This is a genomic window from Cellulomonas sp. P22 (assembly GCF_044392165.1).
This window is the reverse complement of the sequence record NZ_JBISBW010000005.1, coordinates 237,415-260,732: the sequence shown is the minus strand read 5'-3', so window position 1 is coordinate 260,732 and position 23,318 is coordinate 237,415. Positions and strand designations below refer to the sequence as shown.

At 73.9% G+C, this 23,318-nt stretch carries 21 protein-coding genes; 9 read left to right on the top strand and 12 right to left on the bottom strand.

All coding sequences use genetic code 11. From position 1 onward, the window contains the following. Positions 1 to 32 precede the first annotated feature (32 nt). From ACGIF2_RS06470 to ACGIF2_RS06450, 5 genes are all read right to left on the bottom strand, one after another. Positions 33 to 1,286, bottom strand: coding sequence for a hypothetical protein (locus ACGIF2_RS06470; protein ID WP_396044713.1), 1,254 nt, complete (start codon positions 1,284 to 1,286; stop codon positions 33 to 35). 250 nt (positions 1,287 to 1,536) lie between these two features. After that, a complete protein-coding gene (locus ACGIF2_RS06465; protein ID WP_396044711.1) occupies positions 1,537 to 2,205 on the bottom strand; it encodes a class I SAM-dependent methyltransferase in 669 nt (222 codons plus the stop codon). After that, positions 2,202 to 3,086 carry a ChbG/HpnK family deacetylase gene (locus ACGIF2_RS06460; protein ID WP_396044709.1) on the bottom strand — a complete coding sequence of 295 codons (885 nt, stop codon included), beginning with the start codon at positions 3,084 to 3,086 and terminating at the stop codon, positions 2,202 to 2,204. Before ACGIF2_RS06460 ends, ACGIF2_RS06465 begins: the two co-directional genes overlap by 4 nt. Next, complete coding sequence (locus ACGIF2_RS06455) at positions 3,083 to 3,886, bottom strand: glycosyltransferase family 2 protein (protein WP_396044707.1); 804 nt, start codon at positions 3,884 to 3,886, stop codon at positions 3,083 to 3,085. Before ACGIF2_RS06455 ends, ACGIF2_RS06460 begins: the two co-directional genes overlap by 4 nt. Next, a complete protein-coding gene (locus tag ACGIF2_RS06450; protein WP_396044705.1) occupies positions 3,883 to 5,088 on the bottom strand; it encodes a hypothetical protein in 1,206 nt (401 codons plus the stop codon). The genes ACGIF2_RS06455 and ACGIF2_RS06450 overlap by 4 nt, the downstream gene beginning before the upstream one ends. Positions 5,089 to 5,254: 166 nt before the next feature. Between ACGIF2_RS06450 and ACGIF2_RS06445 the strand changes: the two genes are divergently transcribed. The 4 genes from ACGIF2_RS06445 (at position 5,255) to ACGIF2_RS06430 (ending at position 11,926) form a co-directional block, all read left to right on the top strand. After that, a complete protein-coding gene (locus ACGIF2_RS06445; RefSeq protein ID WP_396044703.1) occupies positions 5,255 to 6,172 on the top strand; it encodes a hypothetical protein in 918 nt (305 codons plus the stop codon). 182 nt (positions 6,173 to 6,354) lie between these two features. Next, on the top strand, positions 6,355 to 6,690 hold the full coding sequence (locus ACGIF2_RS06440) for a WhiB family transcriptional regulator (RefSeq protein WP_396044701.1): 336 nt from the start codon (positions 6,355 to 6,357) through the stop codon (positions 6,688 to 6,690). A gap of 35 nt (positions 6,691 to 6,725) precedes the next feature. After that, a complete protein-coding gene (locus ACGIF2_RS06435; protein ID WP_396044699.1) occupies positions 6,726 to 10,364 on the top strand; it encodes a glycosyltransferase family 2 protein in 3,639 nt (1,212 codons plus the stop codon). Then, on the top strand, positions 10,361 to 11,926 hold the full coding sequence (locus ACGIF2_RS06430; protein ID WP_396044697.1) for a DUF5719 family protein: 1,566 nt from the start codon (positions 10,361 to 10,363) through the stop codon (positions 11,924 to 11,926). Before ACGIF2_RS06435 ends, ACGIF2_RS06430 begins: the two co-directional genes overlap by 4 nt. A 45-nt stretch (positions 11,927 to 11,971) precedes the next feature. On the opposite strand, the gene ACGIF2_RS06425 is transcribed toward ACGIF2_RS06430, so the two are convergent. Both ACGIF2_RS06425 and ACGIF2_RS06420 read right to left on the bottom strand, forming a co-directional pair. Then, positions 11,972 to 12,829, bottom strand: coding sequence for a glycosyltransferase family 2 protein (locus ACGIF2_RS06425; protein ID WP_396044695.1), 858 nt, complete (start codon positions 12,827 to 12,829; stop codon positions 11,972 to 11,974). 12 nt (positions 12,830 to 12,841) lie between these two features. Further along, a complete protein-coding gene (locus tag ACGIF2_RS06420; protein ID WP_396044693.1) occupies positions 12,842 to 13,297 on the bottom strand; it encodes a metallopeptidase family protein in 456 nt (151 codons plus the stop codon). Between the two features lie 63 nt (positions 13,298 to 13,360). On the opposite strand from ACGIF2_RS06420, the gene ACGIF2_RS06415 reads away from it, so the two are divergent. Beyond that, positions 13,361 to 13,756 (top strand): DUF3499 domain-containing protein, encoded by a 396-nt coding sequence (locus tag ACGIF2_RS06415; RefSeq protein WP_396044691.1) that lies wholly within the window; start codon positions 13,361 to 13,363, stop codon positions 13,754 to 13,756. 133 nt (positions 13,757 to 13,889) lie between these two features. After that, positions 13,890 to 14,096, top strand: a complete 207-nt coding sequence (locus ACGIF2_RS06410) for a hypothetical protein (protein ID WP_396044690.1) — start codon at positions 13,890 to 13,892, stop codon at positions 14,094 to 14,096. Positions 14,097 to 14,108: 12 nt separating this feature from the next. Here the strand turns inward: ACGIF2_RS06410 and galE are convergent, their stop codons facing one another. Further along, a complete protein-coding gene (gene galE, locus ACGIF2_RS06405) occupies positions 14,109 to 15,095 on the bottom strand; it encodes a UDP-glucose 4-epimerase GalE (protein WP_396044688.1) in 987 nt (328 codons plus the stop codon). A gap of 99 nt (positions 15,096 to 15,194) precedes the next feature. Between galE and ACGIF2_RS06400 the strand changes: the two genes are divergently transcribed. The 3 genes from ACGIF2_RS06400 (at position 15,195) to ACGIF2_RS06390 (ending at position 17,989) form a co-directional block, all read left to right on the top strand. Continuing rightward, positions 15,195 to 16,688, top strand: coding sequence for a phosphomannomutase/phosphoglucomutase (locus ACGIF2_RS06400; protein ID WP_396044773.1), 1,494 nt, complete (start codon positions 15,195 to 15,197; stop codon positions 16,686 to 16,688). Between the two features lie 2 nt (positions 16,689 to 16,690). After that, positions 16,691 to 16,906 carry a Trm112 family protein gene (locus tag ACGIF2_RS06395; RefSeq protein WP_396044686.1) on the top strand — a complete coding sequence of 72 codons (216 nt, stop codon included), beginning with the start codon at positions 16,691 to 16,693 and terminating at the stop codon, positions 16,904 to 16,906. Between the two features lie 135 nt (positions 16,907 to 17,041). Next, on the top strand, positions 17,042 to 17,989 hold the full coding sequence (locus ACGIF2_RS06390) for a cation diffusion facilitator family transporter (protein WP_396044684.1): 948 nt from the start codon (positions 17,042 to 17,044) through the stop codon (positions 17,987 to 17,989). 12 nt (positions 17,990 to 18,001) lie between these two features. Here ACGIF2_RS06390 and ACGIF2_RS06385 read toward each other — a convergent pair whose 3' ends face one another. From ACGIF2_RS06385 to ACGIF2_RS06370, 4 genes are all read right to left on the bottom strand, one after another. Further along, entirely contained in the window at positions 18,002 to 18,922 is a 921-nt protein-coding gene (locus ACGIF2_RS06385; RefSeq protein WP_396044682.1) for a glycine betaine ABC transporter substrate-binding protein, read from the bottom strand. Between the two features lie 70 nt (positions 18,923 to 18,992). Beyond that, on the bottom strand, positions 18,993 to 19,874 hold the full coding sequence (locus tag ACGIF2_RS06380; RefSeq protein ID WP_396044680.1) for an ABC transporter permease: 882 nt from the start codon (positions 19,872 to 19,874) through the stop codon (positions 18,993 to 18,995). After that, the gene (locus tag ACGIF2_RS06375; RefSeq protein ID WP_396044771.1) at positions 19,871 to 21,178 is read right to left on the bottom strand and encodes a glycine betaine/L-proline ABC transporter ATP-binding protein; all 1,308 of its coding nucleotides are present in this window, start codon (positions 21,176 to 21,178) and stop codon (positions 19,871 to 19,873) included. Before ACGIF2_RS06375 ends, ACGIF2_RS06380 begins: the two co-directional genes overlap by 4 nt. Positions 21,179 to 21,616: 438 nt before the next feature. After that, on the bottom strand, positions 21,617 to 23,293 hold the full coding sequence (locus tag ACGIF2_RS06370; RefSeq protein ID WP_396044678.1) for an ABC-F family ATP-binding cassette domain-containing protein: 1,677 nt from the start codon (positions 23,291 to 23,293) through the stop codon (positions 21,617 to 21,619). Between the last annotated feature and the right edge of the window lie 25 nt (positions 23,294 to 23,318).

Genomic DNA, 23,318 nt, shown 5'->3' with positions numbered 1-23,318 from the left:
GGCGGGGCGATCCACGACCTGGTCGCCTGCGCTCATCCGCCCTCCTCGAGCAGCTCGCACGGCACGCGAGACGTCCACCCTGGCGGGGCGACCGCCAGGGCCGGCGCGGTGACTGTGGGGTCCTCGCGGCACTCCTCGAGAGCCTCGCGAACCTCCGGCGCCCATTCAGGGCCGTTGCTGCGTGAGGTCAGAGCGGGCGAGAAGTTTGTCACGGCGGCAACGAGCAACGGCGTCATGACGACGGCAGCTGCCGCGTACGCACCCGGGTGCCGGGGCAGGACGGTGAGCGCGAGGATCAGGGCGGCGAGAAGCAGCATGGAGGGGACGACTGCGTACCGCAGCAGGGTGAGTACCCGGGTTGACGAGGCATCGGGCCTGCTCCAGCCCGCCTCGGGTCTGCTGATCAGCAGCGCTGCGCTCCACAGCACCACCGACGCGGCGGGGAAGGTGATGGCCGCGAGCCGCTGGGTGGGCGTGCCGCGACGAAGCACGAGGATGAGGGCTGCGCACGACGGGACGAGCACGAGCGCCGCTGCACCCCATCCGAACCGGATGACGGTCAGGGTGATGGCTTCCTCTGACCCCCACCACAGCGACAGGACGGCGTTCACGAGGTAGCCGGAGATGACGTCCTCGGCCGCCGGCACGGGTGAAGTTCTGGGGGCCCTGTCCGGTGCTCCGAGCACCTGAGCGACGAGCCCGACGAGAAGCCCCGCCCGGATGACCCATCCTCTGCGGTCTCGCCATCGCCAGAGGACGAGCGGGACGAAGAAGGCCGTCTGGATCTCGGTGAGCGCACAAGCCAGGGCGACGAGGCCGAACAGCCACGCCCCGACGCGCGTCTCAGGGAGGTAGAGGAGCAACCAAGGCGTCAGCCACAGAGCGAACCAGTGCACGTTCGCGAGGTTGCCCAAGACCTCGAGGGGGAGGGCGGGGACGAGCAGCGTCACGGCGGCGAACGCGATACGCAGCCACGGGTTGTCGGTGACCGACCGCGCGCACACGTAGACGAGTGCCCCCGCGCCGCCCGCGAGCAGGCATGCTGCGGCGGACACGGCCGTGGCGTAGGACGGTGGAGCGGCGGTCAGGACTGTGAGCTCGGCTGCGAAGCGCGGCAGGAGATGGAGGTAGCCGTCGTAGGGGCGGAGAAGGGTTGACCACGCAGGCGCGTAGAAGGCGTCCCAGAGGAACACACGTCCGTCTTCGGCCCACAGCGTGTCGCGCGCGACGGCAGGCAACCGCAGCCAGCCGACGATCGAGAGCAGCACTCCGACCAGGACCGCCACCATCCCGTCGTGCAGGTGTGCGCGTCGCGGGACACCGTGGCGGGGAGGAGCGGCGGAACGCGGCACCCGGGATCTTGACACCGGGACGCTCGGGAGATCCTTCGGCACGGTTCCTCCCGGGACGCGTCGTGCCCGCTACCGCACCGACGTGCTGCGGACCTTCATCCGCGTGGTCGGCAACGACCGGTGTGCCCACAGTAAGAGGCGTGCTTGTGTCCCGCGAGTGCTCGACCAGGGTCCTGTCACTCGTTCATCCGCGGCGCGCGACGAGGAGGTGGTGCGGATGCACCCGCCCCCGGTCGAGCCGGTGCCGCGACACCGTCAGCCCAAGCTCAGTCAGCCATCGGGCCAGTGTCGACGGGGGCACGAAGTCGAACGACGAGCCCTCGGTGATCCGCAGCACCTTGACGGAGATCGTCTCCTGCAGCGTGTTCCACCGCACCTTCCAGCGCGGTTCGGCACCCATCTCCTTGACGAGCAGCACCCCGTCGGGGGCGAGCTGTGCCACCGCCTCGGTGAGCAGCCGGCGCTGCTCGGAGGCGGGGAGCAGGTAGAGCACGTCGACGAACACCACGGCGTCCCACGGGCCCGGGGGGACGGCGCCGGACTCGGCGACCCGCAGCTCCAGCCGGTCGACCGCACCGGCGGCGGCGGTGCCGTGCGCGATCTTGGCGGTGTCGATGTCGACGCCGACCACCTCGCGGCCGGGGGCGTCGAGGGCGGCGTACGCGCTGAAGAGCCCGTGCCCGCAGCCGATCTCGAGGATCCGCCCGGTCCGGGGCAGCGCCGCGCTGACGGCGGCGAACGGTGCGCTCCACCAGCGCACGGTGACGTGGGCGCGGACGCCGGCGGGGGAGCGGCGGTACAGGTCGAGGGCGGCGCGCCCGGCGTGGTCGGGTCGGCGGCCGAGCAGGCTCATCCCGGGTCCTTCTCGTCGTGGGAGGCCGCGACCTCGTCGTGGGAGGCTGCGACAGCGAGGTCGGCGAACCCGCCGAGGCGGTACCCGGCGGCGGCGACCACGTCCCGGGTGGCAGGGTCGAGCAGGCCCGCGAGCTCGTCGCCCCAGCGGTACCCCCAGGCGAACCGTCCCAGGTCGGGGTCGTCCGGCTCGGAGGGGTGGGCGTTGATCTCGGCGCTCGCCCCGTCGCCGGTGCGCAGCGACGCCAGCGCGGCGGCGAAGCGCGAGACGTCGAGCGAGCCGGCCTCGTCGAGCCCGGCGTAGTCGTCGGTCAGGTGCAGTCCCCGACGGCTCAGGCGCCGGGCGGTCAGCCGGCTCAGTGCGCCGACACCGAGGCCGACCGGCCCCCGTGCTCGGCTCCGCGGCAACCGCACCGCCCCGATGCCGTGCTCGCGCGCGAGGTCGGCCACGACATCCCCGACCGCGGGCCACAGGTGCGTGTGCTGGTGCGTGTCGACGTGCGTGACGGGCACGCCGACGGACAGCACCCGTTCGAGCTGGGCGCCCAGCTCGCGGCGCACGTCGTCGGGGTCGAGGCGTCCGGTGAGCCCGCGGGCGACCACGGTGCGGTAGCTGAGGGGGAACGCCCCGCGCCGGTCCACGAGCGTGGGGATCTCGCGCGGGGACAGCAGCGGCGGGTCCTCGCCGACGATCGCGAGGTGTGCACCGAGCTCGAGCGTGGGGGTGGCGCGCAGCATCGTGGCGGCGTCGTCGAACGCCCGGCCGACGGCGAGCAGCGACGTCGCGGTGACGATCCCCTCGAGGTGGGCGCGCTGCACGGCCCGGTTGACGCCGGCCGTGAGGCCGAGGTCGTCCGCCGTGACGATCAGCAGCCGGCTCACGCGACCTCGGCACCCGTGCCGGCAGGGGTCTCGACGCCGGCGCGGCGGAACGGTTCGACCCGCTTCAGGTCGGAGCGCAGCCGGAACATCTCGCCGACCATGGTGCGGATGACCGACCAGGACGACAGCGTGGACACCCCGCGGGTGCGGGGGAAGTAGTCGACGCCGATCTGCAGGATCTGGAAGCCCGAGCGCTGCGCCCGGATGACGAGCTCGGCGTCGATGAACGACCCCTCGCTGACGAGCTCGACGTGGTCGATCACCTGGCGCCGGCAGAGCTTGAACGCGAAGTTGATGTCGCGGAGCCGGGTGCCGAACATGGCCTGGACCAGCCCGTTGTAGAAGAACGAGTAGACGGCGCGACGGGGTCCCTCGCCGGTGCGGTCGAGGCGGTAGGCGCTCACGACGTCGGCCTCGTAGGTGCGCAGCACGCGCAGCGCGCGGACCAGCTCGAGCATCTCGAACGGCAGGTCGGCGTCGGTGTACAGCACGACGTCGCCGGTCGCGGCCGCGAGCCCGCTCTTGATCGAGCCGCCGAGCTTGCGGTTGTGCGGGTGGTGGACCACGCGCACGTGGTGGTCGGCTGCGGCGAGGGCGTCCGCGAGCTGCGGCGTCGTGTCGGTCGAGGCGTCGTCGACCACGATGATCTCGTAGTCCGCGATCTGCTCCTCGGCGACGAGCTGCTCGCAGATCTCCACGGCGGCACCGACCGCACGGTGGATGTACAGCTCCTCGTTCCACATCGGGAAGAAGATCGACAGCTTCTTGAAGGTCTCGGGGGGAGGCAGGAGGGAGGTCATGAGACAGCCACCGATCGTCCGTAGAGCGAGGTCAGCACGAGCAGCAGCACCGCGCAGGTGCCCAGCACCAGCGGTCGCAGCCAGCGACGGTGCGTGGTCGTGAGCAGGTCGCCTGCGGCGGCCATGACGGGGAACGCGACCAGCACGTAGCGGCCGGTGCCCATGAAGTCCTTGGTGCCGAGGATGGGGATGAGGAGCACCACGGCGGTGTACGCCGCGTAGCCCCACCCGAACCGGCGCCACACCCGGCGCAGCAGCAGCACAGCGCACAGGCAGGCGAGGGCCTGCAGGGTCAGCAGGGCCGCGATGCCGTAGGGGCCCTTCACGACGGTGCCCAGGTAGACGAGCTTGAACCACGTCTTCGGACCGACGCCCTGGTTCCAGCCGGGAGCCGACTCGACCTCGACGAACGCGAGCGGGTTGCCGAAGTCGACCCACAGGTAGAGGCACCACAGGGCGAGCCCGGCACCCGACACCAGCACGCCCACGTGACGCCAGCGCACGTCGCGCACGGCGGTCAGGAGCTCGCGCCACGCCGGCGTGCCTCGCCCGACGAGCACGGTCCCGCGCCGGGCCGCACGGTCCTGCGCGATCAGCTCGAGCGTGCGCACCACCAGCCCGACGGCCACGGCCACACCCACCGGGCGTCCGGCGGTCGCGAGCGCCCCCACGAGACCCGCCGCCCAGTACCACCGGCGTTCGAGCAGCAGGAACGCCCCGACGGTGCAGAGCAGGAACAGCGAGTCGGCGTACATCGCGCCGTAGAGGAAGAACGCGTAGGGGTAGAGCATCAGCAGCGCGATCGCCGTGAGCGCCGCGGGCCGGGGCAGGCGGGGCCACACCCATCGGCCGAACAGCACCACCGCGGCGGCGCCGGCCGCGACCGCGAGGAGCGACCCGGCGACCTGGGTGTCGCCGGTCAGCGACGTGAGGGCCCGCACGCTCAGGGGGTACACGGGGAAGAACGCGATCGAGGACTGCTGCCCGGGCGTGTACTCGTAGCCCACCGTGGCGATGTGGTGGTACCAGCCCGCGTCGTACTGGAACCACCCGTCGAGCCAGGCCGGCCCCTGCAGGATCGACTCGTCGCCGGGCGGCCGGAACTGCTCCGACCAGGCGACGAGCGCGCTCAGGGCGACGGTGACGAGCACGAAGGCGCCGAGCACCCGCTCCCAGGGGTATCGCCGTTCGGGCGCTGCCACGGGGGTGGATCCCGCTACGGTGCTCTCGTCCGTTGTGTGCACTACGCCCCCCGCTGCCACGCCGATCCCCGCGCGCCGCTGGTGCAGCGGCCAAACGTGCAGCATAGGGACTTCCGCGTGCCTCCGGGCGTGATCAGGGCCACTCGTGCGGGGAACGAAGGAAAACATGCTGCCTGCTCTGCTGTGCGTCGCCGCGGCCGCGCTCTGCTCCGGGACGGCGACCGTGCTGCAGGCGGTCGCGGTCCGGCGTCTTCCCGTCGGGCAGGGTCTCGAGGTCGGGCTGGTGGTGCGGCTGGCCCGCAGCCCGCGTTACTTGATGGCTCTCGTGCTGGTCGCCGCAGGTTTCGCGCTGTCGTTCGTGGCGCTGCGGACGCTGCCGCTCTTCCTGGTGCAGGCGGGGCGCGCGTCGAGCCTCGCGGTCACGGCGGTCGTGTCGGTGTGGGTGCTGGGGGCGCGGCTGCGCCGGGTCGAGGTGGCCGCGGTGGGCACGGTCGTCGCGGGGCTGGTGGTGCTGGCCCTGTCGGTCGGGCCGCAGCCTGCGGTGGTGGACGCCGGGGCGACCCGGCAGGTGCTGGTGGGCGGTCTCGTCGTCGTCGTGGTGGGGGCCGCGCTCGCGGTGCGGCTCCGTCGGCCCGCGCGGGCGGGAGGTGTGCTCGCGGTCCTGGCCGGGATGGCCTTCGCGCTGCTCGCCGTGGGGGCCCGCACGCTGCCCGGCTTCGCCCCCGCTGCACTCGTGGGGGACCCGGTGGCCTGGGTCATGGCGGGTGCGGGCGCCTGCGGCCTGGTCCTCGGCGCGCTCGCGCTGCAGCGCGCCCCGGTGGTGGCGGTCACCGCGCTGATGGTCGGTGTCGAGACGTGCCTGGGTGCGTTGCTGGGCATGGTTCTCGCGGGCGACCGGCCCGCGTCGGGCGGGGCTCCGGCCACCGCTGTGGCGTTCTCGTTGGTGCTGGTAGGAGCCCTGGCGGTCGCGCGGTTCGGGTCGGCCGACGACCTCGCCCAGAGCCCTCAACCTGGTCAGGACGTCATTTCGGCGGCGCGACACGCAGAGCGTTCTGCATTTCACCCGACAAACCGCCCGGAGTAGCACAGCTCCGCTTGACGAACCCGAACGACACGCGTGTAATTTCAGAGAACCGTTTCACGCGACGTGCAGGTCAGGCGGGATGTGCAGCGGGAAACGGTCGTCGTACCGACTCAGGCCGTGCATCGACGCACGGTCCGACGACACCGTCCACGAACGCGCACCATCGAGCACGGAGGAACCCCATGTGGAATCTGCTCGACGACGACGGATCCTTCCCCTCCGACGCGGACCGTTCTGCTGTGGCCACGCAGGCGCCGTCGAACGTCCTCAACCTCTTCGGCACGCCGGCAGACGACGGGATCATGGGCTGGCAGGAGCGCGCGCTGTGCGCGCAGACCGACCCTGAGGCGTTCTTCCCTGAGAAGGGCGGCTCGACGCGCGAGGCCAAGAAGGTGTGCACGGGCTGCGACGTGCGGTCCGAGTGCCTCGAGTACGCGCTCGAGAACGACGAGCGGTTCGGCATCTGGGGCGGCCTCTCGGAGCGGGAACGGCGCAAGCTCAAGCGTCGTGTCGTCTGACCGGTACCCGCCGGCAGGGGCGATGATGTCGCGAGATGACTGACTCACCGCTCCTTTCAGGTCTCCGACTGGCCGAGGCCCCCGCCACGTCGCGGTCGGCCCCGGCCGTGACCGCCGTGGTCGTGACCCGCGGTCCCAGCCGCTACCTCGCCCCCACGCTGCAGGCGCTCGGCGCCCAGACACGCACCCCCGCGCGGGTGCTGGTCGTGGACGTCGCCGAGCACGCGGGCGGCGACGTGCTGCGGCTCACGCGCGGCGCGCTCGCGGGCCTCAGGCCCGACGCAGCCCCGGAGATCGTGGCCGTGCAGGCCCCCGGCGCGCGGACGTTCGGCGACGCCGTGCGCAGCGCCCTGGCCGACATCGCCCCTCCCACCATCGTCGCCGCGCCCCGCGACCTGGCCGGCACGTGGTTGTGGCTGCTGCACGACGACTCGGCCCCCGAGCCCGACGCGCTCGCGGAGCTGCTGCGTGCCGTCGAGCACGCCCCGTCGGTCGGGGTCGCGGGCGTCAAGCAGTACACCTGGACCGAGCCTGCGCGCCTGCTCGAGGTCGGGGTGCGCACCTCCCGGTCGGGGAGGCGCATGACGGGCGTCGAGGACGCCGAGGTCGACCAGGGGCAGCACGACGGGCGCGAGGACGTGCTCGGCGTCGGCATCGCGGGCGCGCTCGTGCGGCGCGACGTGTGGGACGAGCTCGGCGGACCGGATCCCGCGCTGGGTCCGTTCGGCGACGGGTTCGACCTCTCGCGCCGGGCGCGGCTCGCCGGTCACCGCGTGGTCGTCGTCCCGGCCGCCGTGGTGCGGCACGCGCAGGCGAGCTACCACGGGCTGCGGGGCACGTCCGGGGCGGGTGTCGAGGTCGACGCCGACGCGGACGGCCTGCCCGACGCGGGCGACCCCCGCCGCTCGTTCGCCGCGCGCCGCCGCGCCCTGGTGCACCAGCGGCTCGTGACCGCGCCGCTCCTGCTGCTCCCGTTCGTCGCGGTCCTCGCCCTGCTCTCGGCTCCGGTGCGCGCCCTGGTGCGCGTCGCGACCAAGGAGCCCCTGCTGGCCCTCACCGAGCTCGCGGCACCGCTGCGTGCCCTAGGTCGGCCGGGGGCTGTGCTGGGTGCCCGGCGGCGTGCCCGGCGCACCCGCAGGCTGTCGCGACGCACGCTGCGTCCGCTGCAGGCGTCGTCGCGCGACGTGTGGTCCGAGTGGCGCGACCGCCGGCTCGCGCACGCCGAGGCGCGTCGGGTGGTGCATGCGCCGAGCGAGCTCGAGCTGCGCGAGCTCGCCGCCCTGACCACGCGCCGCCGCAGCACGCTGGGACTGCTCGTGGTGCTGCTCAGCGGGGTCACCGCCGTCGCGCTCGGGGCTCTCGTCGGCCCGGTGGCCGGAGGCGCGACACTCGTGGGGCGGGCGCTCACGCCCGCGGCCGCCGGGCTGGCCCAGCTCTGGCAGGCGGCGACCTCGGGCTGGGTCGCCGACGGGCTCGGTGCCCCCGGACCTGCCGACCCCCTGCTCCTGGTGCTGCTCCCCGTGACGGCACTGGTCGGCGACCTCAGCCGCGCCGTGGCGGTCGTGCTGCTCGGCGCCGTGCTGCTCGGCGGCCTGGGCGCCTGGTTCGCGGCGGGCGCGGCGACGCGCTCGGTCGCTGCGCGCCTGTGGGCGGCCCTGGTCTGGGCCGCGGCCCCGGCGCTGCTCGTGGGCCTGGGGGACGGACGCCTCGGTCCGGTCGTCGCGCACCTCGCCCTGCCGTGGCTCGTGCTGGGCCTGGCCCGCGCGACCGGCACGCACCAGGTGGACTCGGTGCTGTCCGGCGTCGCGACCGCCCGCCGCGACGCCGACCCCATCGACGACGACCTGCTCTTGGACGACGACCTGCTTCCCGACGAACGACGCGGGCCCGACGGGCGAGTCGACGACCGGGCGTTCGACGACGGCCCGCAACCCGCCGGCGACCACACCTCCGCGGACCTCGTGGCGGCGGACGTCGTGCCGCCGCCCGCTGAACCGCTGCCCGCCGAACTGCTGCCCGCTGAACCGCTGCCCGCAGAGCCGCTGCCTGCTGAACCGCTGCCCGTCGCTCCGCGCACGGCGTCGGTCACCGCGGCCGCCGGCGCGGCCCTCGCGTTCGCTGTCATGGTCGCGGGGGCGCCGTCGCTGCTCGTGCCCGGGCTGCTCGTGCTCGTCGTCGTGGCGCTGTGCGCACCGCGTGGCCGGTTCCGGGTCCTGCTCGTCGGGCTGCCCGGGCTCGCGCTCCTCGGTCCGTTGCTGGCCGAGGCCGTCGCCCGCGGCGGTGCCGGACTGCGGCTGCTCGTGGCCGACCCGGGTCTGCCGTACGCGTCGACGCCCGCGACGCCGCTCGAGCGGCTCCTGGGCGTCCCCTCGGACACCACGGCGCTCGCCCCGGACGGGCTCCCCGCCGTAGTCGCCAACGTGTGGCCCCTCGCCTGGGGGGCTGTGCTGCTGCTGGTGGCCGTGCTCGCGCTGCTGCGCGGTGCACCGGTCGCCCGCGGGGTGCGGGTCGCGTGGTGCGGAGTCGTCGCGGGGCTGGCGGTCGCGACGGTCGTGGGGCTGGTGGACGTCGCGGTCTCGGACGGCGCCGTCGTGCGCGGCTGGCCGGGGGCGGGCGTGTCGTTCGCCGGGGCGGGGCTGCTGGCGGCGGCGCTGCTCGGCGTGCAGGGGATGCGTGAACGGCTCACCCGCTCGACGTTCGGGTGGCGGCAGCCCGGTGCCGTGCTCATGGGGGTCCTCGCGGGGGCTGTGGTCGTCGCGACCCTCGGGGGATGGGCGTGGCAGGCGCGGACCGAGGGCGTCGGAGGGCTCGAGGCCCTCGACCGGCTCGTGGTGCCTGCCGTGGGGCAGCAGTCGCAGGCTGCGCCCCGGTCGTCGCGCGTGCTGCTCCTGGCGACCGACCCGGACGGCGTCGTGAGCTGGCAGCTCGTGCGCGGCGACGGGGTGCTGCTGGCCGACCAGTCGGCCGCGGTCTGGACCCGCACCGTGCAGGGCCCGCTCCGCGGCTCCGCGCCCGCCGGGGCCGACACCGCGGAGTCGGGGCTCACGGACGTGGTCGCGCGGCTGCGGGCGGCGACGAGCGGCGACGTGGCGGCCGACCTCGCGGGCTTCGCGGTCGGCGACGTCCTGCTGCCGCCCGTGCCCGCACGGTTCGAGGGCGTCGCCGAGCAGGACGTCGATGCGGTCCGCGCGGCCCGCACCACGGCGCGGGCCGAGCTCTCGGCCCGGCTCGACTCCACGACGGGGCTCGAGCGCATCACCGAGAGCGCGGCCGGCACCATCTGGCGGGTGCAGGCCGTCGCGCCGACGCCCGACGAGGCCCCGGCGGCGACCATCAGCTCGTGGGCGCGGGTCGTGGGCACCGACGGTGACGTCGTGGTCCCGTCGGACGGGCGCACCGTCACGGCGGAGGTCGGGGCGGGTGACGCGGAGCGTCGGCTGGTGCTCGCCGAACGGGCCGACCAGGGCTGGACGGCCACGCTGGACGGTCAGCCGTTGCGTGCCGTGCCGGACGAGTGGCGCCAGGCCTTCGCGCTGGGCGCCGAGGGGGGCGATCTCGTGGTGGCCTACCACCGCGCCGACCGCACCCCGTGGCTCGTGATCCAGGGGACGGTGCTGCTGCTGACGGTGCTGCTGGCCCTCCCCGTCCGACGACGCAAGGCAGGACGACGATGAGCGCGCGCGCGTGGGCCGCCCAGATGGCACGGGTCATGTCGGGACTGGTGGTCCTGGGCGCGACCGGGGCCGTGGTCGTCGGGGCCGGAGCGCTGCCCGACGCGCCGCCCGAGGCGACGCCGTCGGGCCTCGTCGACGTCGCACCCCCGCGCACCACGCTCGTGTGCGCCGGGCCGCTCGTGCTGCCCGACGACGCGGGCGGGTCGTCGGGCTTCGCGCGGGTACCGGTCGAGCCGGACCTGCAGGTGCAGGCACTGAGCACGGCGACATCGGGCGGGGAGGTGGCACCGGGCACGATGACGCTGCTCGGGGGTTCGACCCCGAGCGCCGAGCTCACGCCGGGCGCCGTCGCGGCGTCCAGGCTGCTCACCGACCCGTCCGGCGCTGTGCTCGTGCAGGCCGAGCCGGTCGGCGGTGCCCCGGCGCTCCTCGCGGCGACCTCGGCCTCGACCGTGACCGCCGGTGACCTGCGGGGACTGGCCGCGGCGAGCTGTCGGACGCCCGGCTCGGAGCAGTGGCTCGTGGGGGGCAGCACCGAGATCGGCTCGAGCGCCTCGCTCGTGCTCCTGAACCCGGGCACGACCCCCACCGAGGTCACGATCGAGCTGTGGGGCCCCTCGGGCCAGGTCGAGCTCGCGGGCACCGACCACCACCTCGTCGCACCGGGCGCGCAGCGGGTCGTCGACCTGGCTGCGGTCGCGGCCGAGCAGCGTCGTCTCGTGGTGCGGCTCACGACCACGGGCGGCGCGGTCTCGGCCACCCTGCAGGACTCGGCGCTCGACGGGTTCACGGCCGCGGGCACCGACCTGGTCGTGCCGGGCGCCGAGCCGGCGACGCGTCAGGTCGTGACGGGGCTGGTCGTGGAGGACTCGACCGTGGACGACACGGTGCAGCCGGTGCTGCGCCTGCTCGCCCCCGGCGCCGACGGCACCACCGCACGCGTCACCCTGCTGGGCACCGACGGCCCGGTCGAGCTGCCGGGAGCGGACACGGTCGCGCTAGCCGCGGGCGAGGTCACCGACCTCCCGCTCGGTGGCCTGGCGGCCGGGGCGTACACCGCGGTCGTCGACGCGGACGTCCCCGTGGTCGCCGCGGGCCTGCTGACCCGGCGTGGCGCCCCCGGCGAGCTCGACCCCACCCCGACGCTCGAACGCGCCTGGGCGGCCGCGGCGGAGCCGTCCACCGAGCTGCTCGCGGCCGTCCCGCAGGGCACCACCGCGTCGGTGGTGCTGGCTCGGGCGACGCAGGACCCGGACGGCGACGCCGGGGCGGGCAGCGCCGTGCTGCGCGGGTACGGGGCGCGCGGGGAGCTCGTCGCCGAGAAGGCGGTGAGTCTGGCCGCGGATCGCACGATGGTGGTCGACGTGGCCGAGCTCGGCGCGGGAGTCACGGGCGTCTCGCTGACCGGCACCGAGGATGACGCCGCGGGATGGGTGCTGGCGCTCCTGATCGAGGTGGAGCAGGCCGACGGGACACTCGTCTCGGTCGTCACGCCGGTGGCCCCGGTCGAAGGGGTCACGCAGGTCCCCGTGCGACGGGGGAGCGCGCTCGGCCTCGGCTGAGCGCGGGCAGCGGACCCGGCAGGCCCGCGCACGCCGGTCAGACGGTCAGCGTGCCGCGCGCAGCTCGAGCATCTCGCGCGCCTTGAGGCCTGCGCGGACTGCGACGCGCACGGGCCACTCGAACCACCGGTGGTACCGGCGGGTGAGGTACAGCCCGGCGCTCGCGTGGTGCGCGGAGATCATCCGGGCGGGGCGTTCGCGCCACGAGGTGCCGCCGACGTGCGTGACGCGCGCGGTCGGCACGTACACGTTGTGCCACCCCGCGAGGCCGAGCCGCTCGCCCAGGTCGAGGTCCTCGAAGAACATGAAGTACGACGTGTCGAACCCGCCGACGGCCTCGAACGCCTCACGCCGCACGAGCAGGCACGCACCCGAGAGCCACCCGGCCGTGCGCTCCTCGCCCGCGACCTGCTGCCGCTGCTGGTAGGCCAGCGTCCACGGGTTCGTGGGCCACACGCGCGAGAACACGGCGTGCCCGGCACCCTGCGTGAGGGACGGCAGCTCGCGGGCCGACGGGTAGACGGTGCCGTCGAGGTTGAGCAGCGCCGGGCCGAACGACCCGGCGCCGGGGTGCCGCGAGGCGGCGTCGACGAGCTGGTCGAGCGAGCCCGGCCCCCACACCAGGTCGGAGTTCGCGACCACGAGCCAGGGGGTCTCGGCGTCCGCGGCGCCGGCGTTGGCCCCGCCGCCGTACCCGAGGTTCGTCCCCGGGACCAGGACGCGTGCGCCGTGCGCAGCGGCGACGTGCCGCGTGACGGTGTCGTCGGTCCCGTTGTCCACGAAGACCAGCTCCACCGGGGCGCTCGTGGCGCTCTCGAGCGAGGTCGCGAAGTCCTCCAGCTCGGGCCCGGGGTGGTAGACGACGCAGATGACGCGGATGAGGGCGGGTCCGGCTGTGCTCATGGTCGGACCAGGTTAGTGCCCGTCCCCGTACTCCGGGTCCACGTCCTCGGGCGACCGTCCGAGCAGATGGGCCACCTGCTCGACGACCACGTCACGCACCAGGTCGGTCAGGTCGGCGTCGTCGAACGCGCGTGTCTCGACCGGTCGGCGGTAGACGACCACGCGGGCCGGGAGGCCGGCGTCGGCGGGGAAGCAGCGACCGAGCGGGACCCCGCCCCGCTCCCACGGCGCGGGGTTCGAGGGCGGCACGTCCTCGACCGCGAACTCGGTCCCCTCGAGCTGGCGTGACCACCGGCGTTCGAGCCGCTCGACGGCGCTCAGCACGAGCTCGTCGAACAGCTCGGCCCGGGTGCGGGAGGCCGGGACGCCCGTCGGCAGCATCGGGCCGCGCAGCCCGCGACCGCGCCGGTCGCGGCGTCGGACGGGACGTGGCGCACCGGTGGGGGTGCGACGGACGGGGGAGCTCACCTCGGCACTGTAACGCGGCGTGGGAGAGGTGCGCCGTGTCCGCCGGGCGGTACGGTCTGCGCTGTGAGATCCGTCCGCCAGTGCTCGCGTACCGCGTGCGGCCGTGCTGCCGTCGCCACCCTGACCTACGTGTACGCGGACTCGACGGCGGTGCTGGGTCCGCTCTCCACGACGGCCGAGCCGCACTCGTACGACCTGTGCATCGACCACGCCGCCCGCCTGACCGCCCCCCGGGGCTGGGAGGTCGTGAGGCTGACCCCCGACTTCGTCGACTCGGGGCCGAGCCGGGACGACCTGCTCGCGCTCGCCGACGCGGTGCGCGAGGCCGGTCGGCCGCGCACGGGCACGCTCCCCGCGGTCGCCGAGCCCGCGGCCCGGCTCGCACCGGCCGCAGCGCTGGCCGAGTCGAACGCGCCGCGACGCGGGCACCTGCGCATCCTGCGCGGCGACGACGACTGACACGGCCGAGGGGCGGGAACTGATGGTGCAGGGGGCCACGACCGGGGGACAGGCACGCCGGGCGCGCTCGACCCGGGGGCGGGCACCCGAGCCGCAGCAGCCGCTCGGGTCGCTGAGCCAGCCGGGTGGGGCCGTGCCGCACACCGTCGCGACGTGCAGCGGCTGCGGCGGGTCGGCCCTGACGCAGCTGCGCATGACCCTCGCCGACGGGTCACCCGTGGTCTTCGTCTCGTGCCACGCGTGCGAGGTCAAGGCGTGGTTCCACGCGGGGGACGGGCGCGCGGAGATCAGCCGCGACGAGGTGATCACCCGCAGCGCGAAGCGCGACCGGTCCACCTGACCTCGCGAGGACTCACGCGCCGCTCGCGGGGATCGCCGCCAGGTCGGCCTCCACGGTCGAGCGCACGATCGCCGTCAGGTCGAGCTCGGCGCGCCAGCCGAGCACCCGGTGGACCTCGTCGACCGAGGCCACGACGTGCGCCGGGTCGCCCGCCCGCCGCCCGACGATCTCGGGGTCGACCGACGCGCCCGTGACCCGGGCGAACGCGTCGAGCACCTCGAGCACCGACGAGCCGGTCCCGGTGCCGACGTTGAGCACGTCGACCTCGGGGTCGTCCGGCGTGGCCAGGTGGTCGAGCGCCGCGACGTGCGCACGGGCCAGGTCGAGCACGTGCACGTAGTCGCGCACGCACGTCCCGTCGGGCGTCGCGTGGTCCGCGCCGAACACGACCGGCGCGAGGCCGGCCCGCAGCCGCGCGAGCACGAGCGGCACGAGGTTGGTGGCCTGGGTGTCGCGCAGGTCGTCCCAGCCGGCGCCCGCCACGTTGAAGTACCGCAGCGCGAGGGTGCGCAGCCCCCAGGCACGACCCGAGGCCCGCACGAGCCACTCGCCCGCGAGCTTCGTCTCCCCGTAGGGGTTCACGGGACATGTCGCGGAGTCCTCGGTCACGAGCGCGGTGGCCGGGGTGCCGTACACGGCGGCCGACGACGAGTACACGAGCGTCCCGACACCGGCCTGCTGCATGGCCTCGACGACGTTCGCGACGCCGCCCACGTTCTGGCGGTAGTACCAGGCCGGCAGCGCCATCGACTCGTCGACCCGCTTGCGGGCCGCGAGGTGGATCACCGCGGTCGCCCCGACCTGCACGAACAGTGCGGCGAGGCGGTCGACGGCACCGTCGGCGGCGACGTCCACCCGTTCGAGCGGCACCGCGCCCAGCCGGTCGGCACGTCCCGCGCTGAGGTCGTCGACGACGACGACCTCCTGACCGCGTGCGGTCAGCAGCCGCACGACGTGCGCACCGATGTACCCGGCTCCTCCGGTCACGACAACACTCATGAAGCACCCTTTGCTCGAGCGACGCGGTGAGCATCGACCCTCGCGGTGTGTCCGCACATCAGCCGGTAGGGTGACGCTGTGTCATCCACCACCGGCGAGATGCCTGAGACGCCCGAGAAGTCCGCGACGGACACCTTCCCCGACCTGACGGGTCTGATCAAGGCCTACGACGTGCGCGGTGTCGTCCCCGACGAGCTGAACCCTGAGGTCGCACGCGCGATCGGCGCGGCGTTCGGTGACGTCGTGGTCGTGCCCGAGACGCGCGAGGGCCAGCGCCCGCGCGCCGTGATCGGCAACGACATGCGCCCGTCGGGCCCCGCACTGGTCGCTGCCTTCGCTGACGGTCTCGCGGGCCGCGGGGTCGACGTGACCCTGATCGGGCTGGCCTCGACCGACGGGCTGTACTTCGCGTCAGGCTCGCTCGACGTCCCGGGGGCGATGTTCACAGCGAGCCACAACCCGGCGCAGTACAACGGCATCAAGCTGTGCCGCGCGGGTGCACGGCCCGTCGGGCAGGACTCGGGGCTCGCGCGCGTGCGCGACCTGGCCTCGCGATACCTGGCCACGGGCGTGCCGGACGTCGCGACGGAGGGTCGCGAGCGGGGCACCGTCGACGAGCGTGACCTGCTGGCCGACTACGCGGCGTTCCTGCGCTCGCTCGTGGACCTCTCGGGCATCCGTCCGCTCAAGGTGGTCGTCGACGCGGGCAACGGCATGGGTGGCTACACCGCACCGGCCGTGCTCGGCACCGCCGCCGGGCTGCCCGAGCTGCCGCTCGAGGTCGTCCCGCTGTACTTCGAGCTCGACGGCACCTTCCCGAACCACGAGGCGAACCCGCTCGAGCCCGAGAACCTCCGCGACCTGCAGGCCGCCGTGGTCGAGCACGGGGCCGACCTCGGTCTCGCGTTCGACGGCGACGCCGACCGGTGCTTCGTGATCGACGAGAACGGCGACCCGGTGAGCCCGTCCGCGATCACAGCGCTCGTGGGTCTGCGTGAGGTCGCGCGGGAGCAGGCCGCTGGCCGCCCGACGCCGACGGTGATCCACAACCTCATCACCTCGCAGGTGGTGCCCGACCTCGTGGGCGCGACCGGCGCGAAGGTCGTGCGCACCCGGGTGGGCCACTCGTTCATCAAGGCCGAGATGGCCGAGCACGACGCGGTCTTCGGCGGCGAGCACAGCGCGCACTACTACTTCCGCGACTTCTTCTTCGCCGACACCGGGATGCTCGCCGCGCTGCACGTGCTCGCGGCGCTCGGTGGCCAGCCCCACCCGCTCTCGGCCCTCGCCGAGATCTACCAGCCGTACTCCGCGAGCGGGGAGATCAACTCCCGGGTCGCGGACGTCCCGGCCGCACGGGCCCGGGTCGTCCAGGCGTACGTGACCGAGCAGGGCGCAGGACCGGTGACCGTCGACGAGCTCGACGGCCTGACGGTCTCGCACTGGGACACCACGCCGCAGTGGTGGTTCAACCTGCGCGCGTCCAACACCGAGCCGCTGCTGCGCCTGAACGTCGAGGCCGCGGACGAGGACATCATGACCAAGGTGCGCGACGACGTCCTCGCGCTCGTGCGCCAGACCGAGGAGAGCTGACGATGGCCGACCAGACCCCCGCCGAGACCCCGAGCCCGCTCGAGCCGTGGCTGCGCGAGATCCTGCGCTGCCCTGTGACGGGCGCCGAGCTCGTCGACGGCACCGGCCCCGACGGCTCGCCCGAGCTGCACTCGACCGACCCCGAGAACCCGCTCGCGTACCCGGTGCGCGACGGCATCCCGGTGCTGCTCGCGGACGAGGCACGTCCGCTGCGCTGAGCCGCGCTGACGTGAGCTGATCGACCGCGTCGTCCGGCGAGCGGAGCTGGTCTTCTAGGCTTCCGCTCGCCGTCCGTGCGGGTGGACCGGGCGCGGCCCCGACGGGCCGTGCCCGGAGTCGACTGGAGGAACCGCATGGCCCACGAGGGCGGCACCAAGGCGATCGTCGCGGCGCTCGCCGCGAACCTCGGCATCGCCGTGACGAAGTTCGTGGCGTACCTGCTGACGCAGTCGAGCTCGATGCTCGCGGAGTCGGTGCACTCGCTCGCCGACTCGGGCAACCAGCTCCTGCTGCTCGTGGGCGGCCGGCGGGCGCGCCGAGCGGCCGACGAGCGCCACCCGTTCGGCTACGGGCGCGAGCGCTACGTGTACGCGTTCGTGGTGTCGATCGTGCTGTTCTCGCTCGGTGGCCTGTTCGCGCTGTACGAGGCGTGGCACAAGTGGCAGGACCCGCACCCGATCGACTCGTGGCGCTGGGTCGCGATCGTGGTGCTGCTCGCCGCGATGGTGATGGAGGGTCTCTCGTTCCGTACCGCGGTCCGCGAGGCGAACCCGCTGCGCGGCTCGCGGTCGTGGGTCGAGTTCATCCGCCGGGCCAAGGCCCCGGAGCTGCCCGTCGTGCTGCTCGAGGACTTCGGCGCGCTCATCGGCCTGGTGCTCGCGCTCGCGGGCGTGTCGATGACGCTCGTCACCGGCGACGGGCGCTGGGACGCGGCCGGCACCGCAGGCATCGGTGTGCTTCTCGTCGCGATCGCCGTGGTGCTCGCGCTCGAGATCACGTCGCTGCTGCTCGGCGAGTCGGCGACCGAGGAGGACGTCGACGCGATCGAGGCCGCGCTCGTGGGCGAGGGCGTGCGCTCGGTGATCCACCTGCGCACGCTGCACCTGGGCCCCGAGGAGCTCCTGGTCGCCGCGAAGATCGAGATCTCACCGACCGCGTCCGCGGCACAGATCGCGGAGGCGATCGACGGCGCCGAGCAGCGGGTGCGGGCGGCGGTGCCGATCGCCAGGGTCATCTACCTCGAGCCGGACCTGCGGCACCCGGCGACGGGCTCCGCAGGTCCGGCCGAGGTCATCGGCTGAGCTGCCGTCGGCTCACGCCTGGGCGGCGGCCTTGAGGTCGTCGACGAACGTGGGGTTCGCCTCGAGCCACTGACGTGCGGACGCTGCGGGGTCGGAGCCGCCGTCCTCGTTGAACATGACGTTCTCGAGCGAGAACAGCTGCTCGTCGGTCATCCGGAACGCCTCGATCCACGAGGCGAGCGTCGGGTAGTCGACCCCGAAGTCGGTGCGACCCGTCGAGTGGATCTCCTCGGCCTCGCCGAGCGCGCCCTCGGGGTCCTCCAGGTCACGCACCGGGTAGGCGTCGTACGCCCAGTGCGGGCGCCACAGGGTCACGGCGATGTGCTCGCCCGCGTCGGTCGCGCCCTTGAGCTCGGCGAGCATCGCGGGCGTCGACGAGATGAGCAGGTCCATGTCCTCGAGCCCGTAGGCGGGGACCACAGAGTCCTGGACGATGCGGGTCAGTCCCGCGCCCGCCTCGATGCCGACGATGCGACCGCCGAGCTCGTCCGAGGCCGCCGCGAGCTCGCTGAGCGACGTGATGGGTGAGTCCTCGTCGACGGCGACGGTGAGCTTGGCGTCGTCGTACCAGACGCCGAGGTCTTCGAGGTCGTCGCCGTACTGGTCGAGGTAGTCCCCGTGCGTCTCGGGCAGCCACATGTCGAAGTTGACGTCGAAGTCGCCGCCGGCCATGCCGGTGTAGACGACCCCGGGGTCGGCCTCCTGGCTCGTGACGGTGTAGCCCTCGTCCTCGAGGATCGTGGCGAACAGGTGCGAGACGGCGATGCCTTCGTCCCAGCCCGAGTGGATCCCGATCGAGACGGTGGACAGGTCGCCGTTCTCGAGGCGTTCGCCCGACGAGGCGTCGGTCGTCCCGGCGCAGGCGGTGAGGCCGAGGGCCAGGACGGCGCCCGTGGCGGCGATCATGACGTGACGTGACGTGCGGTGGGTCATCGTTTCCTTCCAGGTGGCTCGCGACAGGTGTCGCGCGGCCGGGGGTGGGGGACGAGATCGGTGGCGACGCTCAGGCGTCGGTGGTGCGCAGGGCGCGGGCGACGGGGGCGCGGTCGGCGAGCGCGGACGTGACCCGGTCGAGGAAGACCGCGAGGATCACCACGGAGATGCCGGCCTCGAAACCGAGCGAGATGTTGACCCGCTGGAGCGCCGACACGACGTCGCGTCCGAGCCCGGCGGCGCCGACCATGCCGGAGATGACGACCATCGACAGCGAGAGCATGATCACCTGGTTGACGCCCGCCATGATCGTGGGCAGGGCGAGCGGCAGCTGGATCTGGCGCAGGATGCGCCCCTCGCCCGAGCCGAACGCGTGGCCGGCCTCGACGACCTCACGGTCGACCTGACGGATCCCGAGCTCGGTGAAGCGCACGCCGGGGGCCATCGCGAAGATGACGGTGGCGACGATGCCCGGGACCACACCGACCCGGAAGATCACCACCGTCGGGATCAGGTAGACGAACGCGGGCATGGTCTGCATGAGGTCGAGCACGGGGCGCACGACCCGGGACACCCGGTCGTTGCGGGCGCACCAGATGCCGAGCGGGATGGCGATCACCAGCGCGACGACGCTCGCGAGGATCACCAGCGCGAGGGTGTCCATCGCGTTGGCCCACTGGTCGACCGCGGCGATGAGCGCGAAGCCGACGAGCGAGCCGAGCGCGAGGCGCCAGCCCTTGACGAGCAGGGCCACGGCGACGAGAACGAGCGCGACCACCCAGAACGGCGGGCCGCCGAGCAAGGTGTCGAGCGAGCCGTAGCACCACTCGAGCACGGCGCGGATCTCGGCGAACAGCCCGCTGAACGTGCTGGTGACCCAGTCGACGATGTCCGCGACCCAGGAGCCGAGCGGCAGGCGCGGGAGGTCGGTGGGCGTGGGTGACGCGATCATGCGTGCACCTCCGGGGTGGTCTCGGTGACGGGACTGGTCTCGTCCGCGGCGGGAGCGGGAGCGGGAGCGGCGGCGGGGGCCGGGTCGTCGACCGCTGCCGCGACGGCGGGGGTGCCCCGCGCGGGCGTCTGCTCGGGCGGCACCATCGCCTCGAGGAGCGTCACGCGGGGTATGACCCCCACGAGGCGCCCGTCCGTGCCCGTCACGGGGATCGGGAGCCACGACTCGGCGGCGGGGGCGAACAGCTCGGCGAGGGCTGTCTCGGGCGGGACGGGCGTGACGTCGGTGCGGACGAGCCCGGCGAGCGTGTCGACGCCGGACCGGAGCGCGGTCACGACGTCGGCGTCGGTCACGACGCCGCGCAGCACGCGCGAACGGTCGACCACGTACGCGGCCGACACCTGTTCGGCGCGCATCGTGCGCAGCGCGAGGCGGGGGCCGCCCGAGAGGGGCACGACGGCGCGGGCGGGCTGCATCACCGAGGACGCGGTGAGGACCCGGGTGCGGTCGACGTCCGCGACGAACTGCGCGACGTAGTCGTTCGCGGGGTCGGAGAGGATCTGCTCGCTCGTGCCGATCTGGACGATGCGTCCGTCGCGCATGACCGCGATCCGGTCGCCCAGGTACATCGCCTCGTTGAGGTCGTGGGTGATGAACACGATCGTCTTGCCCAGGCTCTGCTGGAGCTCGAGGAGCTGGTCCTGCATCTCTCGCCGGATCAGCGGGTCGAGCGCCGAGAACGCCTCGTCCATGAGCAGCACGTCGGTGTCGGCGGCGAGGGCGCGGGCGAGGCCCACGCGTTGGCGCATGCCGCCCGAGAGCTGGGACGGGAGCCGGTCGGCCCACCGCTCGAGCCCGACGAGCTCGAGCGCCTCGCCGGCGCGGCGGCGGCGCTCGGCGCGGTCGACGCCGCGGATCTCGAGCGGGTACGCGGTGTTGTCGAGCACGGAGCGGTGCGGCAGGAGCGCGAAGTGCTGGAAGACCATGCTGACGCGGCGCTGGCGGATCTCGCGGAGCTCGTGGGGTCGCACCGTCGTCAGGTCGGCGTCGCCGAGCACGACCCGGCCGGCGGTGGGACGCCCGAGGCCGTTGAGCATCCGGATCAGGGTGGACTTGCCCGAGCCCGAGAGGCCCATCACGACGAACGTCTCGCCGCTCGCGACCTCGAAGCTCGCGTCGATCACGGCGGGGGTCCCGTGGGCGGCGACCTCGTCACGGGTCGCGCCCTCGCGCAGCCTCCGCACGGCCTCGGCCGGGCGTCGGCCGAACACCTTGTAGACGTTCTCGGCGCGTACTGCCGTCATGGTCACCTCATCTGCTCGCAGCCACCCGGACCGCACCCCGTTCGGGGGAGCGGCGCGTGCTGGAGCACGTGCGCGCTGGCGGTGGACCGGGCGGACATCCGGTCGTCGACGGCGCGCACCGGTGGTGCAGCGAGGCGCTCGAGGAAGAGCCGTCACGTCTCGTTCCCGGCATCCCCTGGACGGGGGCTGCGGCGGGGCGAGGTGACGGGGTCCGAGCCGGACCGTCGTCGATCTGTCGCCTTCACCATGCCTCGACCGAGGAGCAGAAAGCGAACGCCCCTCAGGTCGAGAGTCCGGTTTGTGAGGGGGTCGGCGCGTCAGGAAATGGCCTCTGACGTGCGGCTTTACCCGCTCTTGGATCGTTACCGTTTCGTGATACAACTCTCGTTGCCGAGCGCTCCGACGCGCCCTCGTACCCCGTGCGCCCCGTGAGGCGTCTCACATCTCGCGGACGCGTCCGCCCTCGACCCGCCAGCGGCGGTTCACCCGCACGGCGTCGAGCATGCGCCGGTCGTGGGTCACGAGCAGCAGGGTGCCCGCGTACGACTCGAGGGCCTGCTCGAGCTGCTCGATCGCGGGCAGGTCGAGATGGTTCGTGGGCTCGTCGAGCACGAGCAGGTTGACGCCGCGGGCCTGCAGCAGCGCCAGGCCCGCGCGGGTGCGCTCACCCGGCGACAGCGAGGAGACGGGCCGCAGCACGTGCGGACCACGCAGACCGAACTTGGCCAGCAGCGTGCGCACGTCCGCCGTGACGAGGTCGGGCACCTGCGCGGCGAACGCGTCGAGCAGCGGCACGTCCACGTCGGCCGGGCCGTTGCCGGCCAGCGCCGCCCGGGCCTGGTCGACCTCACCGATCGCGACGCTCGTCCCGAGCGACGCGGTACCCGCGTCGAGCGGCACCCGGCCCAGCAGCGCGCCCAGCAGCGTCGTCTTGCCCGCACCGTTCGCACCCGTGACCGCGACCCGGTCCCCGGCGTCGAGCTGCAGGTCCACCGGGCCGAGCGTGAACGGCTCGCGGTCGCCGTCGGCCGCACCCAGGCGGACGACCGCGCCGCGCAGCGTCGCCACGACCGCCGAGCCCCGCGGCGCCGCGGCGATCTCGTAGCGCAGCTCCCACTCCTTGCGCGGCTCGGCGACCTCCTCGAGCCGTTCGATCATGCGCTCGGTCTGGCGTGCCTTCGCCGCCTGCTTCTCCGAGCCCTCGCGGTGGTGCGCACGGATGAACTTGTCCGGGTCGGACGCCTTGCGGGCCGCGTTGCGCACCCCCTTGTCCATCCAGCCGCGCTGCATCCGGGCCCGCTCCTCGAGCGAGCCGCGACGGTCCGCGTACTCGTCGTACGCCTCGCGGGCATGGCGGCGAGCGGTGTCGCGCTCCTCGAGGTAGGCCTCGTAGCCGCCACCGAACACAGCGACCTGCTGCTGGGCCAGGTCGAGCTCGACCACCGTCGTGACGCACCGGGCCAGGAACTCGCGGTCGTGCGAGACGACGACGAGACCGCAGCGCTGCGAGCGGACGAAGGTCTCGAGGCGGGCGAGCCCGTCGAGGTCCAGGTCGTTCGTGGGTTCGTCGAGCAGCAGCACGTCGAAGCGTGAGAGCAGCAGGGCCGCGAGCCCCGCGCGGGCCGCCTGACCGCCCGAGAGCCCCGTCATGGGGTGCGACGGGTCCACGTCGAGACCCAGGTCGGCGAGCACCTGCCCGGTGCGCTCCTCGAGGTCGGCCGCACCCAGCGCCATCCACCGGTCGAAGGCCGTCGCGTAGGCGTCGTCGGCGCCGGGCAGGCCCGTGGCCAGCGCGTCCGCCGAGGCGTCGAGCGCCGCCTGCGCGGCCGCCACGCCCGTGCGTCGGGCCAGGTGCTCCGCGAGCGTCTCGCCCGGCACCCGCTCGGTCTCCTGGGGCAGGTACCCCACGAGCGCGTCCGACGGGGAGCACGTGACACGGCCCGCCGCGGGCTCGGTCTGGCCCGCGAGCAGGCGCAGCAGCGTCGACTTGCCCGCGCCGTTGGCGCCCACCAGGCCCACGACGTCACCGGGGGAGACGACGAGGTCGAGGTCGGAGAACAGGGGGCGGTCGCCGTGGGCGGCCCCGAGGCCACGGGCGACGAGGGTGGCGGTCACGCGTCGATCATCCCAGGAGTCGCCG